Genomic DNA, 16,917 nt, shown 5'->3' with positions numbered 1-16,917 from the left:
CACCGCTGGCCGGGCAGGGTGATCGAGAGCCGGGAAACAGGTGAGGCGGGCCGGGCGGGTGTCCTTCAGGGCACCGCACATAAGACAACATCTCCGGCTGTTTCGCCGGCCCATGCCTCCCTTCCACTGTGAGGGGCGCCACGCCCGGAACGGCGAACGCGTCCATTCAACGGACGAATTGCCAGCCGGTTTTTGCGTTCGGCCTCAGCCGTCGCTGTCGGCGGAGGGTTGCCGCACGGGGCTGAGGGTCCGGGAAATTCCGCGGGCCGCCGTCAGGAGGGCCGGCACGATGACCTGCACGTCGCCGTCGTCCCGGGGCACAATGGCGCTGAGCGCCGCCACCACGGAGCGTTCGGGCCCGAAGACCGGAACGGCGATGCCCAGCCATTCGGACACCCCGATTCCCGGCAGGGCAACGAATCCCCGCTGCCTGACCTCGGCGAGATGCCGCCGGATGAGTCCGGGATCGGTTGGGGTTTCGTCGGTAAGCTTTGTCAGCCGTCCGGACAGGAAGCTCTCCTGGAAGGCGGCCGGGGAGTGGGCCAGCAGTACCAGGCCGGGCGAGCAGGCATTCAGCGGCAGGCGGTCCGTGATCCGCGCAGCGTCCAGCACGGAATCCGGCGCTGACATGCGCTCGACGTAGAGGGCGGACCTGTTGTCCAACACAGCCAGCGTGGTGTGCTGCCGGACCACCGAGAGAACGTCGTCCATAAACGGCAGCGCGGCTTCGCGGACATCCATCGCAGCTTGGGAACGGGTGGCGATTTCCCACATGCGTAACCCGATCTGCAGGTCACCGGAGTCCAAGCGGCGGATCAGGCCGTAGCTGATGAGCTCCTCCACCAGTCGGTGCGCAGTGGACCGGGGCAGGCCGGCCCGCATGGCGAGGCTGGACATGGTCATGGTCTGCCGGTCGCGGTCGAAGGCCTCAAGGACGCGAACCACCCGGCCCAGAACCGAATCTCCGCTGCGGGAATTGGCCATGCCGTTGCCCTTTCCACGGAGAGACCGGAGCCCGTTGACCGCATGGAATGCTCCCGGTCACGGGGCATTCCAGACTATCGGCAGAACCCGCGCCTCACAATCACAGCGCTCCCAGCTTGCGTGCCGCCGTCGTTATTCTCGACGGCGGCACCACTCCTCGCTGAGCGAACGACGGCGGCGGGGAGGTCGGCGATTCAACTGGCCACCCGCCGTCGTCCGTCATGTTCGGTGATGTCCGCGGGGAGCGTTGACCGCGGCCCGTAACCGGCGGAACATGGGGTTCCGTGTACGCGCTGCGTGCCGGTTGAAGCCAGCCACGCAGCAATGGGCATCACCATTTTGAAACAACGGGGTTTTATGATGAAAAAGCTTATGGCCGGATTTGCGGCGGCGATGATGGCATGTGGGGTGGTTGTCTTTGCAGCGCCCGGCAGCTCGGCAAGTACAGGCAGCGCAGCGAGTCAGTCATCGCACACGGCCGGCCAGATCATTGTGAAATTCCGCGACGCAGGCGCTTCAGCCGGCGTGCTGCGCCAGCATGGCCTCAGCGAAGGCACCGGCATCGGCAGCACCGGCGCCCGCCTCGTCAAAGTGCCGGCCGGCAAGGAGCTGCAGCTCGTCGACGCCCTGAGCCGGAACCCGGCCGTTGAGTACGCGGAGCCTGACGAACTGGTCACGGCCTCGACGAACGACACGTTTTTCCCGCGCCAGTACGCACTGGAAAACACCGGCCAATCCTTCACCAACACCGCCGGCACCATCGCGGTGGCCGCGGGCAAGGCGGATGCCGACGTGGACGCCGTCGAAGCGTGGACCGTCACCACAGGCAACGAGATCAGAGTTGCCGTACTCGATTCCGGCGTCGCCACCGACAACCCCGACATCGCACCGAAGGTGGTTGCCCGCGCCAACTTCAGCGGCGCGGCAACCGGGCAGGATAACTACGGCCACGGCACCTACATAGCCGGCGCTGTTGCCGCCACCTACAACAACGCTACGGGCGTCGCCGGCGTGTGCCCGGGGTGCAAGATCCTGGACGGCAAAGTGCTCAACGACAGCGGGATTGCGTCCAGCTCGGGCCTTGTGGACGCCATCAACTGGTCCGTCGCCAACGGCGCGAAGGTCATCAACATGAGCCTCGGGGTCCGCGCCTCACGGACTCTCGAAACGGCCGTCAACAACGCCTGGAGCAAGGGGGTGGTGCTGGTTGCGGCAGCAGGCAACGGCGGCAACCAGACCAAGATCTACCCCGGCGCCTACCCGAACGTCATCGCCGTCGCCGCAACCGACAATACCGATGCCAAGGCGCCGTTCTCGACCTACGGGGCCAGCTGGGTGGATCTCGCAGCGCCCGGCTCCAATGTCTACTCCACCTTCCCGAACCACCCCTTCTACCTCGGCACCCAAAACGGCCGCTCCCAGGGCTACGACGTCGGCAACGGCACCTCCATGTCCTCGGCGATCGTCGCCGCCACGGCCGCCCTTGCCTGGCGCGCACATCCCGAGGCTGACCAGTCAGATGTCCGCGGTTACGTCGAAAATACCGCCGACAACATCGCGGGCACCGGAACCTACTGGAAATATGGGCGCGTGAACGCCTACAACGCCGTCCGGTAGTCGGCCACCTGGCCACAGCCGTTCCGGGAGAAGGTCACCGTGGGGCGGTAGGGTGTGTCGCATGACTCAGGAAGAGGTCCGCGGCAGAATCGAGGCCTTCGTGGCCGATTTCCACACAGGGTGGCAGCGGTCAGGCACGTCGCCGGGCATGTTCAGTTTCGACCCTGCGGTGTTCGAAGCCTGGGCTGCCGAGTTGGCCGGCCTGGTCGCCACCCACGGCACGCCGGGTATGCGCACCGGCCAGGAAGGTGCCCTGTCATCCAGTCCGGCGCACCACCCGGACGCCGAACAAATCACGGACGTCGAGCTCCACGAGGATACGGCGACGGTCCGCTCGGTCATGGAAGCAGCGGGGAGCACCACCCACTACTACGAGTATCAGCTGTTGCGCGGCGAGGACGGCTGGCGGATCTCCCGGCTCTCGGCCTTTCTCGACCCGCCCGGCAAGCCGCTGATCGATCCGGCCGCGGCCGAGGCACTCCTGCTCGGTGCAACTCCTGACGCCGTCCTGCCCCAGCTGCCAGCCCATCTGGAGCTCAACATCCCGGGGTTGTTTACGGCCGGCCGCGTGGTGGCACCGTTCGGCGAGCCGGTGCCGCTCGACGTCCTTCACGTCGGCGAGCTGACCTCCGCCTCCGGGGTGCTCACAGTCCTGGATCTGGGCTTTGTCGACGCACACTTCGTCCCGTTGGCGCGGCGGATCATTCCTGGGACGTACTCCGTGGAAGTCGCGACGGCGGCCGACATGACGGTGGCTGTCCGGCTGAGGCTTTCCGAGGCCCCAGCCGCCAGCTGGCACCCCGCCGAGTTCACCAACGGCACGAACGGTGTGGGGGTCGATGCCGGAAACGTCGCGCTCTTGGACGCCGGGGCGCTGGTGAACTGCCAGGCCCAGCGCGTCGAGCAGCTATTTCAAGAACGCATTGGGCTGCTCATGGAAGTTCCGGGCACCGCGTTCGCCCTCGACGGCGGGGCCGTGGACGCGGTCATGGTTTCGAGCGGCTACGGCGACGGACACTACCCGTGCTACTGGGGCGTGGCCGCCGAGGGCAGTCTCACCTCGCTTGTTGTCGATTTCCGGGTGCTCGCAGAGAACATCCTTCGCACCAGCCGCGTGCCGTTCCAGCCCGGCCCCGTCAGCACTCCGGAATTAGCCGGCCACGAACTGCAGATCACCGCGGACGGCGGGCAGTTCGTCTTTAGCAGCAGGGGTGAGGACATCACCGGCCTCCGGGTGCTGGCGCCGGACGGTGCGCTTCTGATGGACGGCGGCCAGCTCGGCACCTTCATGACGGGAGGCATCACCAGCAAGACCTGGAAACCGGACGCGCCTCCTCCGCCCGGATCCGTCGTCGAGGTCACCGAGTACCTGGGGTACCGGCACCTCTGACTACTGCCCAGCGGCCTGTCCGCACAGGGATCAGGGCGTGCCGGTGCTCGTCGGGCTTTCGTTCCTGGGCAGCTTGGGCACCCGGCGTGGCCGTCCGCTGCGCAGATGGCCGCCCAGGAACCCACTGGCCAGCAGCAGCACTGCTCCTGCCCTGGCCAGGCCAATACCAAGCTCGTGGTGGCCGCGTTCACGTGCTGCCCAGGAGGCAAGGTACACAAGGGTGGCCGCGGCATTGACGGCGGCGTGAGCGATGCCCACGCTCTTGGTGGCCCGGTCCTTCATCGACCACGACGCCCAGCCGGACACAGCTGTGGGGACCGCCGCTATGACGCCCAGGCCCACCAGCCGCTTCGCGGCTTGCCTGGAACCGTCGTCGTTGGAGAAGTCGAGGAAGATCGCCGACCACCAGGCGCCGAAAGGGCCGTCGGTCAGGATGCTATGGAGGGGAATGCCGGTGGCGTCTCCGCGGAAGAAGCTGCGCATTCCCGGGCGGGCCGTCAAGCGGGAAGCGTAGGGGTCAACCTTCTTGGCCAAAGCGCCTAAGGGTCTAGCCCTCTCAAGCCAGCCAAGGAGCCGCGGATAACGCCCGCCGCTGCCGGTAGTGGCATTCACGGAGGCGTGGGTCGGCTGTTCATTCGTGGAAGCACCTGGTGCGCTGGGTGTGGAGTGCATGCAGCTCAAAATACTCTTGGCGCTTCGGTATTGCACCGCAATTCCAAGGTGTCGAGGGGGTCGCACGCTCCGAAACGGTCGGTCTTCTTGCGCCAATGCTGGGAAGAACTTGCGGCGGCCTTGACGCAGGACGGTCAGAATCGCCTCATCGCTTGCCTTTTGCTTCAGGGTACGGGGTTAAGCGCAGCGAGCAATTTCGCATCATCACTCATTTGGGGGCAATAAATGAATACACTTTTTCGACGCAATGAAGCGCGAAAGCCGGGCGACATTGAGGTCGGCCATGGGGTTCGGACTTCGCCGCGGCCACGGAGTTCCCGAAGCTGGGTGGCTGGTGGGGCTTTGGCGGTCGTCGTGCTTATGTCAGCAACAGCCTGCGGAGGTCAATCGGCGGCCTCTATCGGCGCTTCCCTTTCCAGCGGGTCCGCGTCGGCCACAGCAACGCCGACACCCACTCCGACCGCACCGGCTTCATCCGCCTGTCTCACCGAGAACGCGACTGAAAAGTACGCGCCGAAGGTCTTCATCTGCACCAAAACCGATGCCGGAAGACTGACGTGGCTGGAGCAGTCCGAATCGAAACGGATAACGGAGGCGCGGGCAGCAGCGGCGGCGAAAGCCGCGGCCGAGAAGGCGGCAGCCGAGAAAGCCGCAGCAGAAAAGGCTGCCGCGGACAAGGCAGCACAAGATGCTGCTGCAAAGGCAGCCGCAGAGCAGGCCGCTGCGGAGGCGGCCCGTCAGGAAGCTGTTGCCGCAGAAGCGGCCCGCCAGCAACAAGCCGCCGCTGCAGCAGCGGCCGCCGCCGCGGCCGCCCAAGCCCAGGCGCCTGACCGGCCTGCCGCCCCGGCAGCGCCCGCCGGATGCGACACGAACTACTCGGGAGCGTGCGTGCCCATTGCATCCGACGTCGATTGCGCCGGAGGAAGCGGCAACGGTCCTGCGTACGTGAGCGGACCTGTCAGAGTCGTCGGCTCTGACATCTATGGTCTGGACCGCGACGGGGACGGTGTGGGGTGCGAAGGGTAACCAGCGACGTTGCGGACACCTCAATGGTGGAACTAAAACGTATCTATTGGAGCCGCCATGCCTTGCGCCTCGCCTATTCGGCCACGATTCTGTGGTTGGGATTTTCGGTGCTCCTGTCCCTCATGCCAGATCCAGGACGCACGGCGGCTGGACCGAATACCTCCTCCCCTGCCGAGGTTTTGCGCGGAATGTTCGACGACGTCCTGGCCGCGGCGGTAGTCCCTGGACTCTGCCTGCTCGTCCTGGGCATTCTGGCGGCAGTTGTAGTTGGCCGGGACGTCCGGCGCCGCGATCCGGTAAGGCGCTTCACCCGCCAGCAGCGCCGCGAAGGCATGGCCCGGGCCGCCGGCCTGTGTGAAATGGAGGCAGGGTTCCGGCGCCGTTGTGCAAGGCCCGCTGAACACGGAGACCACTTCTACCCGTGGTCCAAGGGCGGCTCCACCAGCCTGCAGAACTTCGTCGCCGCCTGCGCCAGGTGCAACCGGGCCAAGGGCGCCAGGATTCCTTCGCCAGGCCAGCAGGAGCGGATAGAACGACGACGGCGGGAGTACGTCGCGCCCGACGGTTTGGTCGGCGTCGGCGAACGGCAGCCGCTGCGCTAAATGGGCCGGGAATACGAGGACCCCGACGCCGTCCTCTCCAGCAGCCCAAAGTCCACAAGGTAGCGGCGCAGCAGCACCACGTCGTCCGTGTAGCTCAGCAGCCGCTCGTTGACCTGCCTCTCGGTGAGGTCCTCCCCCGGCTGGATGGCTTCGCCCACGATCCACGCCAGGAGTTCGCGCCGGTCCGTCGCGCTGGCCGGGTACCTGTCAATCCGGCCAAGGCGCAGGAAGCGGTGCACCCCGGTCTTCGGCTGGCGCTTTGGCTGCTGGGACAGGAGGTTGTGGAAGATCGTCTCGGAGGCTTGAAACGTGTTGCCTCCCGTCCGCTCCACCAGCCCCGCGTCCAGCAGTACGGCGAGTGCCCGGTCCCGGCGTTGCTCCTTCGCGTCGGCAAGGACGTCCTCACTCAGCACGATCTGCGCGTACGCGGTCCGCGCATCCCGGTTGGCGAGCGCCGCCATCACCCGGCGCCAGTGCGGTCCGCTGTGACCGGCGGGTCCGTTCATTGCCTCCACCTCCAACTGTTATTCGGAGCCGCCCCGGCGGCGGGACGGGATAACTGCGGCAACCGCTTCGACGGCGGAACGGGGGCTGGTCAGGACAGGGGTTCTGAGCCCGGTCAGTAGTGCGGCCGCAGGTTCCATGCTCGCCTGGGCGAGGACGACGACGTCGCAGCGGCTTGAGAGCATGCGCGCCGCCTTCGTGACGCGGGAGCGGTAGTCCTCCGCATCTCCCCTGAGGAAGGCATCCCACGCGCCGTCGACGACGCTGACCTCCACGGTGACGTCGGCTCCCGCAGCCTCCTCGGCAAGAACCTGTGTAGTCGGCTCCACGGTGCTTGTCAGCGCCGCGAGAACGCCAATACGCGGGCCGAGGGTGACGGCGCGGCGCAGCATCGGCCGGTCGATCCGGATCACGTCGAGACCGTCTTCGGACAGCCCTTCCGCGATCCCGCCCAGCGTTGAGCAGGTGCACAGGACCACCTCGCACCCTGCCTCGCGGAGTTCCGAAAGGTGCCCGGCGACGACGGCGCGCACGCGCTCCCGTGCGCCGTCGTGCCTGGCAAGCTCCAGTGCTTCGGGATCCACCCGGTGGACCGTACGGGCGGCGGGAATGAGCTCCCGGGACAGCGCCTCGAACGTCTCTACGTGGACCTGCGCCGTGTGGAGGAAGCCGACAGTTCCGGGGCCGTCGGGGCGGGGTTCGCTCATGGGGCCTGACTGTAACAGAACAGGGTCCGCAGGGCGCCGACTTTGACCCGGCGGCCTGTACGTCAACCACACGTGGACTGCTGGGTGCGTTGAACGAGTTCACGCAGCCGAAGCTGGTCAATAACTTTGCCCTGCAGCTTTGGCTTGAAGCCGCGAATAATGCAGAACTACCTAACCTCCGCATTCCAAGAATGAGTAGACCCCACTCTTGATCCCGCGTTCAAGCGACTGTGTACTGAGACTTCGGACCGGAGCGGCAAGTACGAGCCCGTTCGGCACAATTTCAAATCCAGCCGGTTCACGGGAAACGCCCCTGTTTAGAGCCTGTGACAACAGCCACCTTGAACTCGTGGGATCGATGACTTTGTTATCTGGTGTGCTGGACAGGTTCTTAGACAAGGAGCCACGATGTTCAGCAATGTGCCATTTCCCCTCGTTAGAAGGTCACGGCCAGCGGCGAAAGGTTACAAAAGGCCAGCGATGATTATGGTGGCAGCCATGATCGCAGTGACAGGAGGTGGCGTGGCCACCGCCGCACCGGCAGCAGCCGCCGAGCCAGAGCAAAACTACATCGTGGTACTGAAGGACGGGGCTCAGAACACAGATACCGTGGCCGCGACCCACGGAAAGAAGTTCGGCTTCGCACCATCGCGGACTTATAAGAACGCACTTAACGGATATGCGGCAAGCATGAGCGCTCCTGAAGCCAAAAGCCTGGCCACAGACCCGACCGTCGATTTCGTTTCCTCAGGTCGCGAGTTTCGCCGCCCCCCGGACCCGGCGCCGAATACCGAGCTTGCCCCTTTCTGGTGGCAGCGGATGGGCCAAACCCTGGACGATGCCACGGCTGAAGACGGACACAACTCCGTCCGGGTGAACACCGCCGTCATTGATTCCGGCATCGACGGCACCCATCCTGATCTCAATGTCCGCGGCGGTGTGGATTGCCAGTCCGGTTCACCAGTCACAGTCGCCCCCGTCGACCCCTTCGGGCACGGAACAATGGTTGCCGGCATCATCGGGGCCAAGAACAACAGCATCGGCATCATCGGGGCAGCTGCAGGTACGCCGCTCTGGTCCGTCCGGGTCGTCGACGACGCCGGCACTATTCCAGAAGCAAACCTCCTCTGCGCTGTAGACTGGGTAACGTCCACCCAAAAGGACAAGGACCCGCGTAACGACATCTCAGTCGCGAACATGAGCATCACCGGCCCGGCGACTGATCTGGGGAACTGCGGCGCTGGTGTCGATCCCTTTCACCACGCCATCTGCCGCTCGGTTGAGGCCGGCGTGACCTACACGGTAGCGGCGGGTAACGAGAGCGCCGACATTGCGGCATCTGTTCCGTCCGCGTATGACGAGGTCCTCACCGTAACGGCCATGGCTGACTTCGATGGACGCCCGGGAGGACTAGCAGCGCCGCCTGTCTGCGCATCTGTGGACTGGAGTGCGGCGGGACAATCCGATGACCATGCCGCCTTTTTCTCCAACTTCGCCACACAACCGGCCGACAAGCGCCACACATTAGCCGCTCCAGGGGTTTGCATGGCTTCTACTGCGCCTGGCGGGTACTCCGTCGATCACGGGACGAGCTTCGCCAGCCCAGCCGTAGCCGGTGCTGTGGCGCTCTGCATCAGCAAGAAAGCCTGCAAGGGCTCCGGCAAGGAAGTCATGGACCAATTCCTGACTCAGACCGAGGCATATAACGCGGTAAACGCCGACTTCGGGTTCGTAGGCGACCCGCTGCGCCCGACAGGCTCCCAGTACTACGGATACCTGGCACAGATTGCGGACTACTGTCCGTCTGAGACGCCAAAACGAACCAGCTGCCCGGGAAGGAAATGAGGAAAGGCAAAGGGTGCCCGACCACCCGCCCCATGCAGGCCGAACGACCGCCGTCGGAAGCCGTCTCCCGTTGTGCGCCGTGAGGGCCGGGCGATACGATGCTGCCGGGGAGGGGTCCTGGTCAGCCGTAACGAGTGTTAGGGGCCCAGCAAATGACCGACTTCTTCACCATGCAGCCCGGCGAGACCGCGGCCCCGTTGCCGCCGGGGCCGGTCCTGTGCACCGGGACCGCGGGCATGCGGCGCATTCACCGCTTTTTACTCTGGGCATACAGCGAGGCGCCCGGCCTTGTCCGTTCCGCCGCGCCGGGCGACACCGCCCGCGCTGCCTACGTCGGCGAGGTGCTGGGGAATTTCGACATGGTGCTCCACATCCACCACGAGGGCGAGGACCTGCTGATGTACCCGCCGCTGGGGGAACGGGCACCGGCGTGCGCGCTGCACATTGAGCAGATGCTCGCGCAGCACAGGCAGGTCACCGACAGGCTCAAGGTCATCGAGCCGCTCCGCCTGAAGTGGATGGCAACGGCGGACGCGGAGACCGGCAAGGAACTGGCTGAGCGTTACGAAGACCTGTCGGCTGTCCTGAACGTGCATTTGCGCCGGGAGGTCACCGAGGTGATGCCCGCCGTGGACAGGGTGATGACTGAAAAGGAAATGAGCAGCGTCGGGCAGCACGGGATCAACCAGGTCGACAGGAAGTTCCTGGTGGGCTACCTAGGCATGGTGCTGGCCACGAATCCGCCCGCAGACCAAAAGGAACTGTTCAAGGAAATCCCGCTGCCTGTCCGCCTTGCCTACCGCCTGGTGGGGCGCCGGATGTACCGGAAGCAGTACTCCACGCTGTTCCCGGGACGCGCAGTTCCCGCGACGCTGTAGGCGGCGCGGCGGTCCCGTCCGGGGCAGTCCCGGGAGCCTACCAACGGAAGGCACTTCATGCTGAATCTGGCGCCCGGACCTCGGCGACCCGCCCCGGTACGGTACAGCCCGCTGCGCGGCTTCGATCCGGGATGTGCTGGCGAACCCGGACTGGAAGGACAGCATCGCTGAGGGGCTGCGGCCGGAGTACGCCGAGGACATCCCGATGGATCTGCTCGGTCTCACTACCGGTCTGCCCGCCGAGGCTCCGCAGATTCCTTGGGATGGCCCGACAGTCCGCATCATCGAGCATCAGGCCCACGCCCCGGGCCATGCGGCGCTGCTTATCGAGGAGTGCGGCGTCCTCGTCGCCGGCGACATGCTGTCTGACATCCTGATGCCGTTCCTCGACCTGCAGGCCGCGAATCCGATTGAAGATTACCTCGCCGCGCTGCGGCTGTTCGAGAGCGTGGCCGACGACGTCGTTGCCGTCGTTCCCGGTCACGGCTCGGTGGGCGGGGCTGGGCAGTTGCGGGCGCGAATCAGGCAGGACCGCGCATACGTGGAAGCACTGTACGACGGCGGTGTTCCCGACGACGTGCGCGTCGGCCCTTCGGCCCCGCTTGACTGGCTGCCCGAAGTGCATCAATGGCAGCTGCAGCGGCTCGCCGAAAGACGCCAGCGCAAGTGAGAGAGCGTTCGCCGAAAAGCCGCATTAAATGAGAGAGCGTTTGGTAGGGGACGACGGCGGGCTACATGCTACGCGGGCGAGTGCGCAGCCACGGAGGCGCGTTCAACAGTGGGGCACATGATCTTCACTGCGGAGTCGGTGGGGGCCTCGTCCAAACCCAGCAGCATGCGCACGCCTGCCGCCCCGAGTTCGTAGTGTGGCAGTGACACTGTGGACAGCGGAGGCCGGAGGTGGGCGGCGATGACTTCCTGGTTGTCGAACCCAACTACGGCAATGTCGTCCGGGATGGACAGCCCGTTTTCCCGCAGGCCGTCGTAAAGGCCCATGGCCATGCGGTCGTTGTAGCAGTACACGGCGGTGACGTTGCGTTTGAGCAGTTCTTCCGTTGCGCCGTATCCGCCCTCCTGGTCCGGATAGGCTTCCAGGACCAGGTGGGGGTCGAAGGGAATTCCGGCAGCTTCCAGTGCTTCCTTGTAGCCTTGGAGCCGTCCGTCCCTGGCTGGGGCGGGGGTGGTGGTGTTGATGAATGCGATCCGTACGTGCCCGCCGCGGAGCAGGATTTCGGTGGCCGACTGCCCGCCCTGTGCTTCGTCCGGTACCACAGCTCGGGCGGCCCCCGGCTCTGGGGAGAAACAGTTGACCAGGACGAAGTCCGCCTCGCGCAGTGTTTCCGGGATGTCTGTGGGCCGGTGGAACCACGTCGAGTAGAGGATGCCGCGCACCTTGTATTCGAGCATCATGGCGATGGCGTCCTTTTCGAGGTCGCGGTTGCCTTCGGTGTTGGCGATGAGCAGGGCGTACCCGTTTTTCCAGGCTTCGTCCTGGGCTCCGTGGATGATCTGGCCGGCAAAGGGGGTGGTGGCCACGCCGTCTGCCACCAGCCCGATGAACCGTGAGGTGCCGCTGACCAAGTTCTTGGCCATCGCGTTGGGCCGGTAACCGAGCTGCCGGATCGCATCACTGACGCGTTGACGCGTCTCGTCCGCAATGCGGGCGTTCTTCTTCTTGTTGATGACCAGCGAGACAGTGGCGGTGGACACCCCGGCTGCTTCAGCAACATCGCGGAGGGTCACCGGATGGGCGCGGCCTGTCCTGACAGAGACGTCGGGGGTGGCCGCGTTGCCTGAATTTTTCGCCTGCGAAATCATCTGTCCTCCTTCAGGAGTATATCCATCAGCCGTGGCCGTCATCCCTTCGTCGCCCCGCTCTCCAGGCCTTGGATCATGGCTTTGTTCAGCACGAGGAACACCAGCAGCAGGGGTGTGATGGTGACGCAGACGGCGGCGAACGTGGCGGTCCAGTCGGTCTTGCCCATGGCCCCGATGTAGTTCTGCAGGCCCAGCGGGATCGTCTTCAGCCCCTCCGAGAGGACGAAGGTGTTGGCGAAGATGAAGTCGTTCCAGATGAAGATGCTGTTCACCAGCACAACTGTCACCACGGTGTTCAAGGACAGGGGCAGGGTGATGAGTCCGAAAATCCGGTAGGGTCCTGCTCCGTCAAGAGAGGCGGCTTCGTATGTTTCCCGCGGGATGTATTCAAAGAAGGAGCAGAAGAGGTAGATCGACATCGGAAGGGCGAAGCCAGCCAGTGGGATGATCATCGACTGGTAGGTGTCGAGCAGGTTGATCGTGGCGTAGTCGATGAAGAGCGGTACCAGCGCGATCTGGACGGGCACGATGATGCCGATGAGGAACAGGCCCCGGACGAACTTGCTGAACCGGAAGCCCAGGACCTGGAGCGCGTAGGCGGCCATCATTCCCAGCAGCACAATCAGGACGTTCGCGCCCATCGTGACGATAAAGCTGTTGAGGATGTTCATTCCGAGGTTGCCGGTCTCGAAGGCCCGGGCGTAGTTTTCGAAGGTTATCGCCTTCGGGAGTGCGAACGGATCGCCGGTGGCGAAGTCGTGCTCCGTGCGCAGGCTGGTGATGAACAGCCAGGCCAGAGGGTAGACCTGCACGATGACGATGAGGGCGATGATCACCTTTGACAACGTGCCGTGGAGGCTGGGCTTGGGCCGCCTGCGCGACGGCGGCTGGCTGGGTGGTGGGGCTGAGACAGTCATGGGCCTGGTAACCGGAGCTGCTGGCGCGGTCATGCGTCCGCCTTTCGTTTGAGCATGAAGAGGATGAGTCCGACGGCGACCAGGCATTCGACGACGATGAAGACGGCGATAGTGCTGGCGTATCCGAAGTCGGTGCTGGTGAATGCCGTCTTGTACATGTACGTGGTCAGCAACTCCGAGGACTGTCCGGGGCCGCCGTTGGTCATGAGGTACGGGATGTCGAACCCGCGCAGGCCGTAGGTGGTTGCCATGATGGTGGTGGTGATCCAGACGGGCATGATGTGCGGGAACCGGATCTTGGTGAACAGTTGCCACCGCGAGGCGCCGTCGAGGCGGGCGGCTTCCTCAAGCTCCTGCGGGACGGACAGCAGCGCCGCGTACAGGATGAGCATGTACAGGCCGGTGAACCGCCAGCCTTCCGGGGCCGACACCGCGGCAAGGACGGTGTTGATGTCCGAGAGCCAGGGACGTTCCAGGGCGCCGAGTCCGATCCAGTGCAGGAGCTGGTTGAGGAGCCCCACTGGCTCGATCGAGTAGATGCGCACGAACAGGAAGGCGATGGCCACGGTGGAAATCACCGCGGGCAGGAGGTAGAGGGTTTTGATCAGGTCCCGGCCGCGCCGCATGGAGGTCAGGAGGCTGGCCACCACCAGTGCGCCGCCAAGCTGCAGGACCAGGCAGATGGCCAGATAGCCGAGAGCATTGAAGAAGGAGCGCCAGAAAATGTCGTCAGCGGTGAGCATCCGTACATAGTTGGCGAGCCCTACGAACTCCATGTCGCTGATGCCGTTCCAGGAGAAGAAGCTCAGGAACAGCGACTGCATGATGGGGAACAGCACCGCGACACCGTAAAGCAGCAGGGGCGGGAGCAGGAAGACCAGGACAGAGAGTCGTGACCTATTGGGAAGCATGGCAGGCCTTTCGGGTGGGGGCCGCAGCCCCCACCGCTGTGATTACTTGAAGAACTTCGGGGCGTTTTGCGCGATGGTGCTGTCCATCGTGCTGGTGAACTCTTCGGGCGTAATGTTGCCCTGGACCAGGAGCACGAGCTCCTGCTGCAGTCGGCCGTTGGTGGTCGGGTCGAGCTGGGTGTCCCACGGCATGGCCTGTTTGTCCCCGAGGTCGTTGGCCATCTCCAGGGCCTTCTTGTACAGGGGCGTGGCGTTGGCCGGCACGGCCGTCTCTACGTTGGTCGTCGGCGAAAGCGCGCCCGTGGCCGCGTACTCGGCGGGGTACTTCGTGAGGGCGAACTTCAGGAAGTCGCTGACAAGCGGGTCGTAAGTCTTGGCGTTGACCGCCATTCCAATGCCCGACGGCGAGACGAACTCGTTTGCCGCCGTGGCGGATCCTGCGGTGGTGGGCAGCGTGAAGAAGTCGATGTCCTCCCGCACGGCAGGATTGAGCTTGTCAGTTGCCAGGCTTGGCAGCTCCCAGGTGCCGATGTTGTACATCGCTGCCTGCCCGGACGTGAACTGGTTCTGCGCGTCGGAGTAGCCTTGTGAGGAGAATCCGTCCTGGAAGCACTTGGCCTTGCCGAGCGATGCCAGCCACTCCACGGTTTTCTGACCGGCGGGGTCAGTGAACTTCGCTTCGCCCTTCTTGAGCTTCTGGATGAAGTCCGGTCCGGCTTCGCGGAACGGCTGGTAGGCGGCATACCGTTCCAGGGGCCACTGGTCCTGGCCGTCGAGGGCGATGGGCGTGATGCCGGCTTCGCGCAGGGCGGTGCACATGGCGGGAATGTCGTCGAGGGATTTCGGAACGGACACGCCTGCCTTTTGCAACAGGGCCTTGTTGTACCAGACGAACTCCAGCTCGAACTGGAAGGGGATCATGTGCAGGGATCCGTCGTCGAAGCGCTGGTAGTCCAGTGCGCTGGGCCGGTAGTCGTCGTAGACATCCAGCGACTTGAGCAGCTTTTCGGCGTCGACCATCTTGCCCTGTTTGGCCAGCTGCTGGGCGAAGGGTGTGGCGTCGGTATCGAAGAGTTCGGGTAGCTTGTTCGCGGCAGCCAGGGTCTCAAGCTTCTGGATGTAGGAAGGCCTGTCCGGGGTGGTGATGAGGTTGAGCGAGAAGCCCGGGTGGTCCTTGGCGTAGTCGTCCGCGATTTTCTTCATGATGTTGATGACGGCGCCGTCGGCCGGCCGGGACAGCAGCCACGAGATTTCCCGGGGCTTGACCTCTCCGGTGGGACTGACGTTAGACGGGTCGCTGGCCGTGCCTCCGCCGCCGCATCCGGCGAGGGCGATGGCCGCGGCTGCCGCCACGGCGGCTGTGCGGAATAGGTTCTTCATGAAAATCTCCTTTGATTCGGGTGCAAGCACTGTGGATGTTTAGTTGTCTGTGCGTGTGCGTATCTGAAGTTCGGTAAGAATTGCGGACCCCTCCCCCGCGAAGACGCCAATACGCCCCGCTGGCAAGTCGTAGATCCTGGTACTAAGGGCAACCTGCCGGTCCAGAACGGCCACGCACAGGTCCCCTTCGACGACGAGTTCGAGGGTGTGCTCGCCGGGAGTCAGGTCGCAGGGACGTTCCAGTTCGATCTCGAACGGTATGTCCCCGGAGACGTGCCACTGCGCGTCGCCGGTGACTCTCCGTGGCCACCGGTCGAACACCATGCGGCCGCGTTTCGGTTCCAGGCGCAGAACGTAGGCCTGGTCCCCGTCTTCGCTTGAACGCAGCAACAGCCCGCATTCGGTGGTGTTGGCTTCGATGTTGAGTACTGCCCGGGCGTAGAACTGGCTGGGCAGCTCTTCATCGGAGACGACGGCGGTATACCCGTCCGGTACCTCCAGCCGCGTGGGCAGGCCGCCTGTCAGGGATACGGGGACGTCATCCCAGAAGCTGTCGACGAGTTCGTCCGCGAAGCCGAATCCCAGGGTGCCGTCGGGGTTTTGCCGTGCCTCCAGGACGGACATGGTGCCCGCCCACTGCCAGGGACCGCCGTCGCGCTTTCCTTCCTTGGTGGCGATCCAGCCAAAGAAGAAGCGCCGCCCGTCCCGCTCGGCGGTCTTTGACGCGTAGAACGCGCGGCCGTCGATGCTGTCCCGGTCCGGGACGCTCCAGGGACCGTCGGGGCCCTTTGCCATGCGGTACCGGGTGGTGAACGATTCGGAGAACTCCGAGTAGACCATGTACCACCAGCCGCCCCACTCGAAGACGTCCGGGCACTCATGGGTGATGTAGCGGCGCGGATCCCAGAACGGCTCGGTGTGCTCCCACGTCATCAGGTCGCTGGAGACGCACTGGGCGATGACGCCGCGACGGCGTTCGGTTCCGGCGGAGTGCCGGGCCGCCAGCAGCATCCGCCACTGGCCGGCGGTGCCGTCCCGGAAAACGAAAGGATCCCGCCAGTCTCCGGACTCATAGCCGTCCGGGGCGCCGAAAGTGAGCTCCGGGTGTTTCACCCAGGTCTGCATGCCATCGGTGCTTGTGGCGTGCATGACGAGTTGCAGGGGTGCGCCGTCCGGACCGAGGTTGCGAGGGTTCTGTCCCGTGTAGAACAGATGGTGAATGCCGGAGTCATCGACCACGATGCTGCCCGTGTAAGCGTTGAAGTCCAGATCGGACTCGCTTCCGTGGTGGAGCGAAACTCCCTGGTCCTCGAACTGCGTGAGGTCCTTCGTGGTGACGAGATTCCATGAGGTTCCCGGCTTCGGGTCTGAGCGGACCTCGTGGAGGTAGAAGAGCCAGAACTCCCCGTCCTTCTCGAAGGGGATGAGGTCCCCAACCCAGCCGTCGGCGGGCTGGAAAAAGATTGAGCGTTTCATCGGCGCTGATGTCCATTTCTGCTAAAGCGTTTGATCACGATAAAAGTAGCGTGGATCACACAGCCGATCAAGCGATTTAGCAAATTTTATTTTCTCGTTGGCACTCAGTGATTAAACGCTTGACCAATCCCGCCAAGCCCCACTATCGTCCTGCATAGCCGATCAGTTACCGCGCCCCTCGAAGCCGAGC

The 16,917-nt window shown here is 64.6% G+C and carries 16 protein-coding genes; 7 read left to right on the top strand and 9 right to left on the bottom strand.

Going from position 1 to position 16,917, the window contains the following annotated elements:
- Positions 1-204: 204 nt before the first annotated feature.
- Positions 205-984 carry an IclR family transcriptional regulator gene (locus tag IDT60_RS04895; protein WP_191081099.1) on the bottom strand — a complete coding sequence of 260 codons (780 nt, stop codon included), beginning with the start codon at positions 982-984 and terminating at the stop codon, positions 205-207.
- Between the two features lie 357 nt (positions 985-1,341).
- On the opposite strand from IDT60_RS04895, the gene IDT60_RS04890 reads away from it, so the two are divergent.
- Together IDT60_RS04890 and IDT60_RS04885 are read left to right on the top strand one after the other, a co-directional pair.
- Positions 1,342-2,601, top strand: a complete 1,260-nt coding sequence (locus IDT60_RS04890; protein ID WP_191081098.1) for a S8 family serine peptidase — start codon at positions 1,342-1,344, stop codon at positions 2,599-2,601.
- Between the two features lie 61 nt (positions 2,602-2,662).
- Entirely contained in the window at positions 2,663-3,991 is a 1,329-nt protein-coding gene (locus IDT60_RS04885; protein ID WP_191081097.1) for a DUF4241 domain-containing protein, read from the top strand.
- 30 nt (positions 3,992-4,021) lie between these two features.
- Here the strand turns inward: IDT60_RS04885 and IDT60_RS04880 are convergent, their stop codons facing one another.
- Positions 4,022-4,492 carry a DUF2231 domain-containing protein gene (locus IDT60_RS04880; protein WP_223883888.1) on the bottom strand — a complete coding sequence of 157 codons (471 nt, stop codon included), beginning with the start codon at positions 4,490-4,492 and terminating at the stop codon, positions 4,022-4,024.
- A 531-nt stretch (positions 4,493-5,023) separates the two neighbouring features.
- Here IDT60_RS04880 and IDT60_RS04875 point away from each other — a divergent pair.
- Together IDT60_RS04875 and IDT60_RS04870 are read left to right on the top strand one after the other, a co-directional pair.
- Entirely contained in the window at positions 5,024-5,689 is a 666-nt protein-coding gene (locus IDT60_RS04875; RefSeq protein ID WP_223883952.1) for a hypothetical protein, read from the top strand.
- A gap of 188 nt (positions 5,690-5,877) precedes the next feature.
- The gene (locus tag IDT60_RS04870) at positions 5,878-6,291 is read left to right on the top strand and encodes an HNH endonuclease (RefSeq protein WP_223883887.1); all 414 of its coding nucleotides are present in this window, start codon (positions 5,878-5,880) and stop codon (positions 6,289-6,291) included.
- On the opposite strand, the gene IDT60_RS04865 is transcribed toward IDT60_RS04870, so the two are convergent.
- A complete protein-coding gene (locus IDT60_RS04865) occupies positions 6,288-6,797 on the bottom strand; it encodes a DUF2087 domain-containing protein (protein WP_223883886.1) in 510 nt (169 codons plus the stop codon). The genes IDT60_RS04870 and IDT60_RS04865 overlap by 4 nt on opposite strands.
- 18 nt (positions 6,798-6,815) lie before the next feature.
- Positions 6,816-7,502, bottom strand: coding sequence for an aspartate/glutamate racemase family protein (locus IDT60_RS04860; protein ID WP_191081093.1), 687 nt, complete (start codon positions 7,500-7,502; stop codon positions 6,816-6,818).
- A 522-nt stretch (positions 7,503-8,024) separates the two neighbouring features.
- Here IDT60_RS04860 and IDT60_RS04855 point away from each other — a divergent pair.
- The 3 genes from IDT60_RS04855 (at position 8,025) to IDT60_RS04845 (ending at position 10,895) form a co-directional block, all read left to right on the top strand.
- Positions 8,025-9,347, top strand: a complete 1,323-nt coding sequence (locus IDT60_RS04855; protein WP_223883885.1) for a S8 family serine peptidase — start codon at positions 8,025-8,027, stop codon at positions 9,345-9,347.
- 152 nt (positions 9,348-9,499) lie between these two features.
- Positions 9,500-10,225 carry a hemerythrin domain-containing protein gene (locus IDT60_RS04850; protein ID WP_191081092.1) on the top strand — a complete coding sequence of 242 codons (726 nt, stop codon included), beginning with the start codon at positions 9,500-9,502 and terminating at the stop codon, positions 10,223-10,225.
- 133 nt (positions 10,226-10,358) lie between these two features.
- Positions 10,359-10,895, top strand: coding sequence for an MBL fold metallo-hydrolase (locus IDT60_RS04845; protein ID WP_223883884.1), 537 nt, complete (start codon positions 10,359-10,361; stop codon positions 10,893-10,895).
- A 68-nt stretch (positions 10,896-10,963) separates the two neighbouring features.
- On the opposite strand, the gene IDT60_RS04840 is transcribed toward IDT60_RS04845, so the two are convergent.
- From IDT60_RS04840 to IDT60_RS04820, 5 genes are read right to left on the bottom strand one after another with little or no spacing between them, the layout of a single operon-like run.
- Positions 10,964-12,043 carry a LacI family DNA-binding transcriptional regulator gene (locus IDT60_RS04840; RefSeq protein WP_191081091.1) on the bottom strand — a complete coding sequence of 360 codons (1,080 nt, stop codon included), beginning with the start codon at positions 12,041-12,043 and terminating at the stop codon, positions 10,964-10,966.
- A gap of 38 nt (positions 12,044-12,081) precedes the next feature.
- The gene (locus tag IDT60_RS04835; protein WP_370590721.1) at positions 12,082-12,993 is read right to left on the bottom strand and encodes a carbohydrate ABC transporter permease; all 912 of its coding nucleotides are present in this window, start codon (positions 12,991-12,993) and stop codon (positions 12,082-12,084) included.
- On the bottom strand, positions 12,990-13,871 hold the full coding sequence (locus IDT60_RS04830) for a carbohydrate ABC transporter permease (RefSeq protein WP_191081090.1): 882 nt from the start codon (positions 13,869-13,871) through the stop codon (positions 12,990-12,992). The genes IDT60_RS04835 and IDT60_RS04830 overlap by 4 nt, the downstream gene beginning before the upstream one ends.
- Before the next feature lie 42 nt (positions 13,872-13,913).
- The gene (locus tag IDT60_RS04825) at positions 13,914-15,251 is read right to left on the bottom strand and encodes an ABC transporter substrate-binding protein (protein WP_191081089.1); all 1,338 of its coding nucleotides are present in this window, start codon (positions 15,249-15,251) and stop codon (positions 13,914-13,916) included.
- 39 nt (positions 15,252-15,290) lie between these two features.
- Positions 15,291-16,727 (bottom strand): glycoside hydrolase, encoded by a 1,437-nt coding sequence (locus IDT60_RS04820; RefSeq protein ID WP_191081088.1) that lies wholly within the window; start codon positions 16,725-16,727, stop codon positions 15,291-15,293.
- Positions 16,728-16,917 lie beyond the last annotated feature (190 nt).

Origin of the sequence: Pseudarthrobacter sp. BIM B-2242, from assembly GCF_014764445.1 — a bacterium.
In the GTDB taxonomy this organism is placed as follows: domain Bacteria; phylum Actinomycetota; class Actinomycetes; order Actinomycetales; family Micrococcaceae; genus Arthrobacter; species Arthrobacter luteus_A.
This window is presented reverse-complemented; position numbering and strand designations above follow the sequence as displayed.

Bases quoted from the DNA above. Each gene is read 5' to 3' on its own strand.
- IDT60_RS04895 (WP_191081099.1), bottom strand. From the start codon at position 984: ATGGCCAATTCCCGCAGCGGAGATTCGGTTCTGGGCCGGGTGGTTCGC.
- IDT60_RS04890 (WP_191081098.1), top strand. From the start codon at position 1,342: ATGATGAAAAAGCTTATGGCCGGATTTGCGGCGGCGATGATGGCATGT.
- IDT60_RS04885 (WP_191081097.1), top strand. From the start codon at position 2,663: ATGACTCAGGAAGAGGTCCGCGGCAGAATCGAGGCCTTCGTGGCCGAT.
- IDT60_RS04875 (WP_223883952.1), top strand. From the start codon at position 5,024: ATGTCAGCAACAGCCTGCGGAGGTCAATCGGCGGCCTCTATCGGCGCT.
- IDT60_RS04870 (WP_223883887.1), top strand. From the start codon at position 5,878: ATGTTCGACGACGTCCTGGCCGCGGCGGTAGTCCCTGGACTCTGCCTG.
- IDT60_RS04865 (WP_223883886.1), bottom strand. From the start codon at position 6,797: ATGAACGGACCCGCCGGTCACAGCGGACCGCACTGGCGCCGGGTGATG.
- IDT60_RS04860 (WP_191081093.1), bottom strand. From the start codon at position 7,502: ATGAGCGAACCCCGCCCCGACGGCCCCGGAACTGTCGGCTTCCTCCAC.
- IDT60_RS04850 (WP_191081092.1), top strand. From the start codon at position 9,500: ATGACCGACTTCTTCACCATGCAGCCCGGCGAGACCGCGGCCCCGTTG.
- IDT60_RS04840 (WP_191081091.1), bottom strand. From the start codon at position 12,043: ATGATTTCGCAGGCGAAAAATTCAGGCAACGCGGCCACCCCCGACGTC.
- IDT60_RS04835 (WP_370590721.1), bottom strand. From the start codon at position 12,993: ATGACCGCGCCAGCAGCTCCGGTTACCAGGCCCATGACTGTCTCAGCC.
- IDT60_RS04830 (WP_191081090.1), bottom strand. From the start codon at position 13,871: ATGCTTCCCAATAGGTCACGACTCTCTGTCCTGGTCTTCCTGCTCCCG.
- IDT60_RS04825 (WP_191081089.1), bottom strand. From the start codon at position 15,251: ATGAAGAACCTATTCCGCACAGCCGCCGTGGCGGCAGCCGCGGCCATC.
- IDT60_RS04820 (WP_191081088.1), bottom strand. From the start codon at position 16,727: ATGAAACGCTCAATCTTTTTCCAGCCCGCCGACGGCTGGGTTGGGGAC.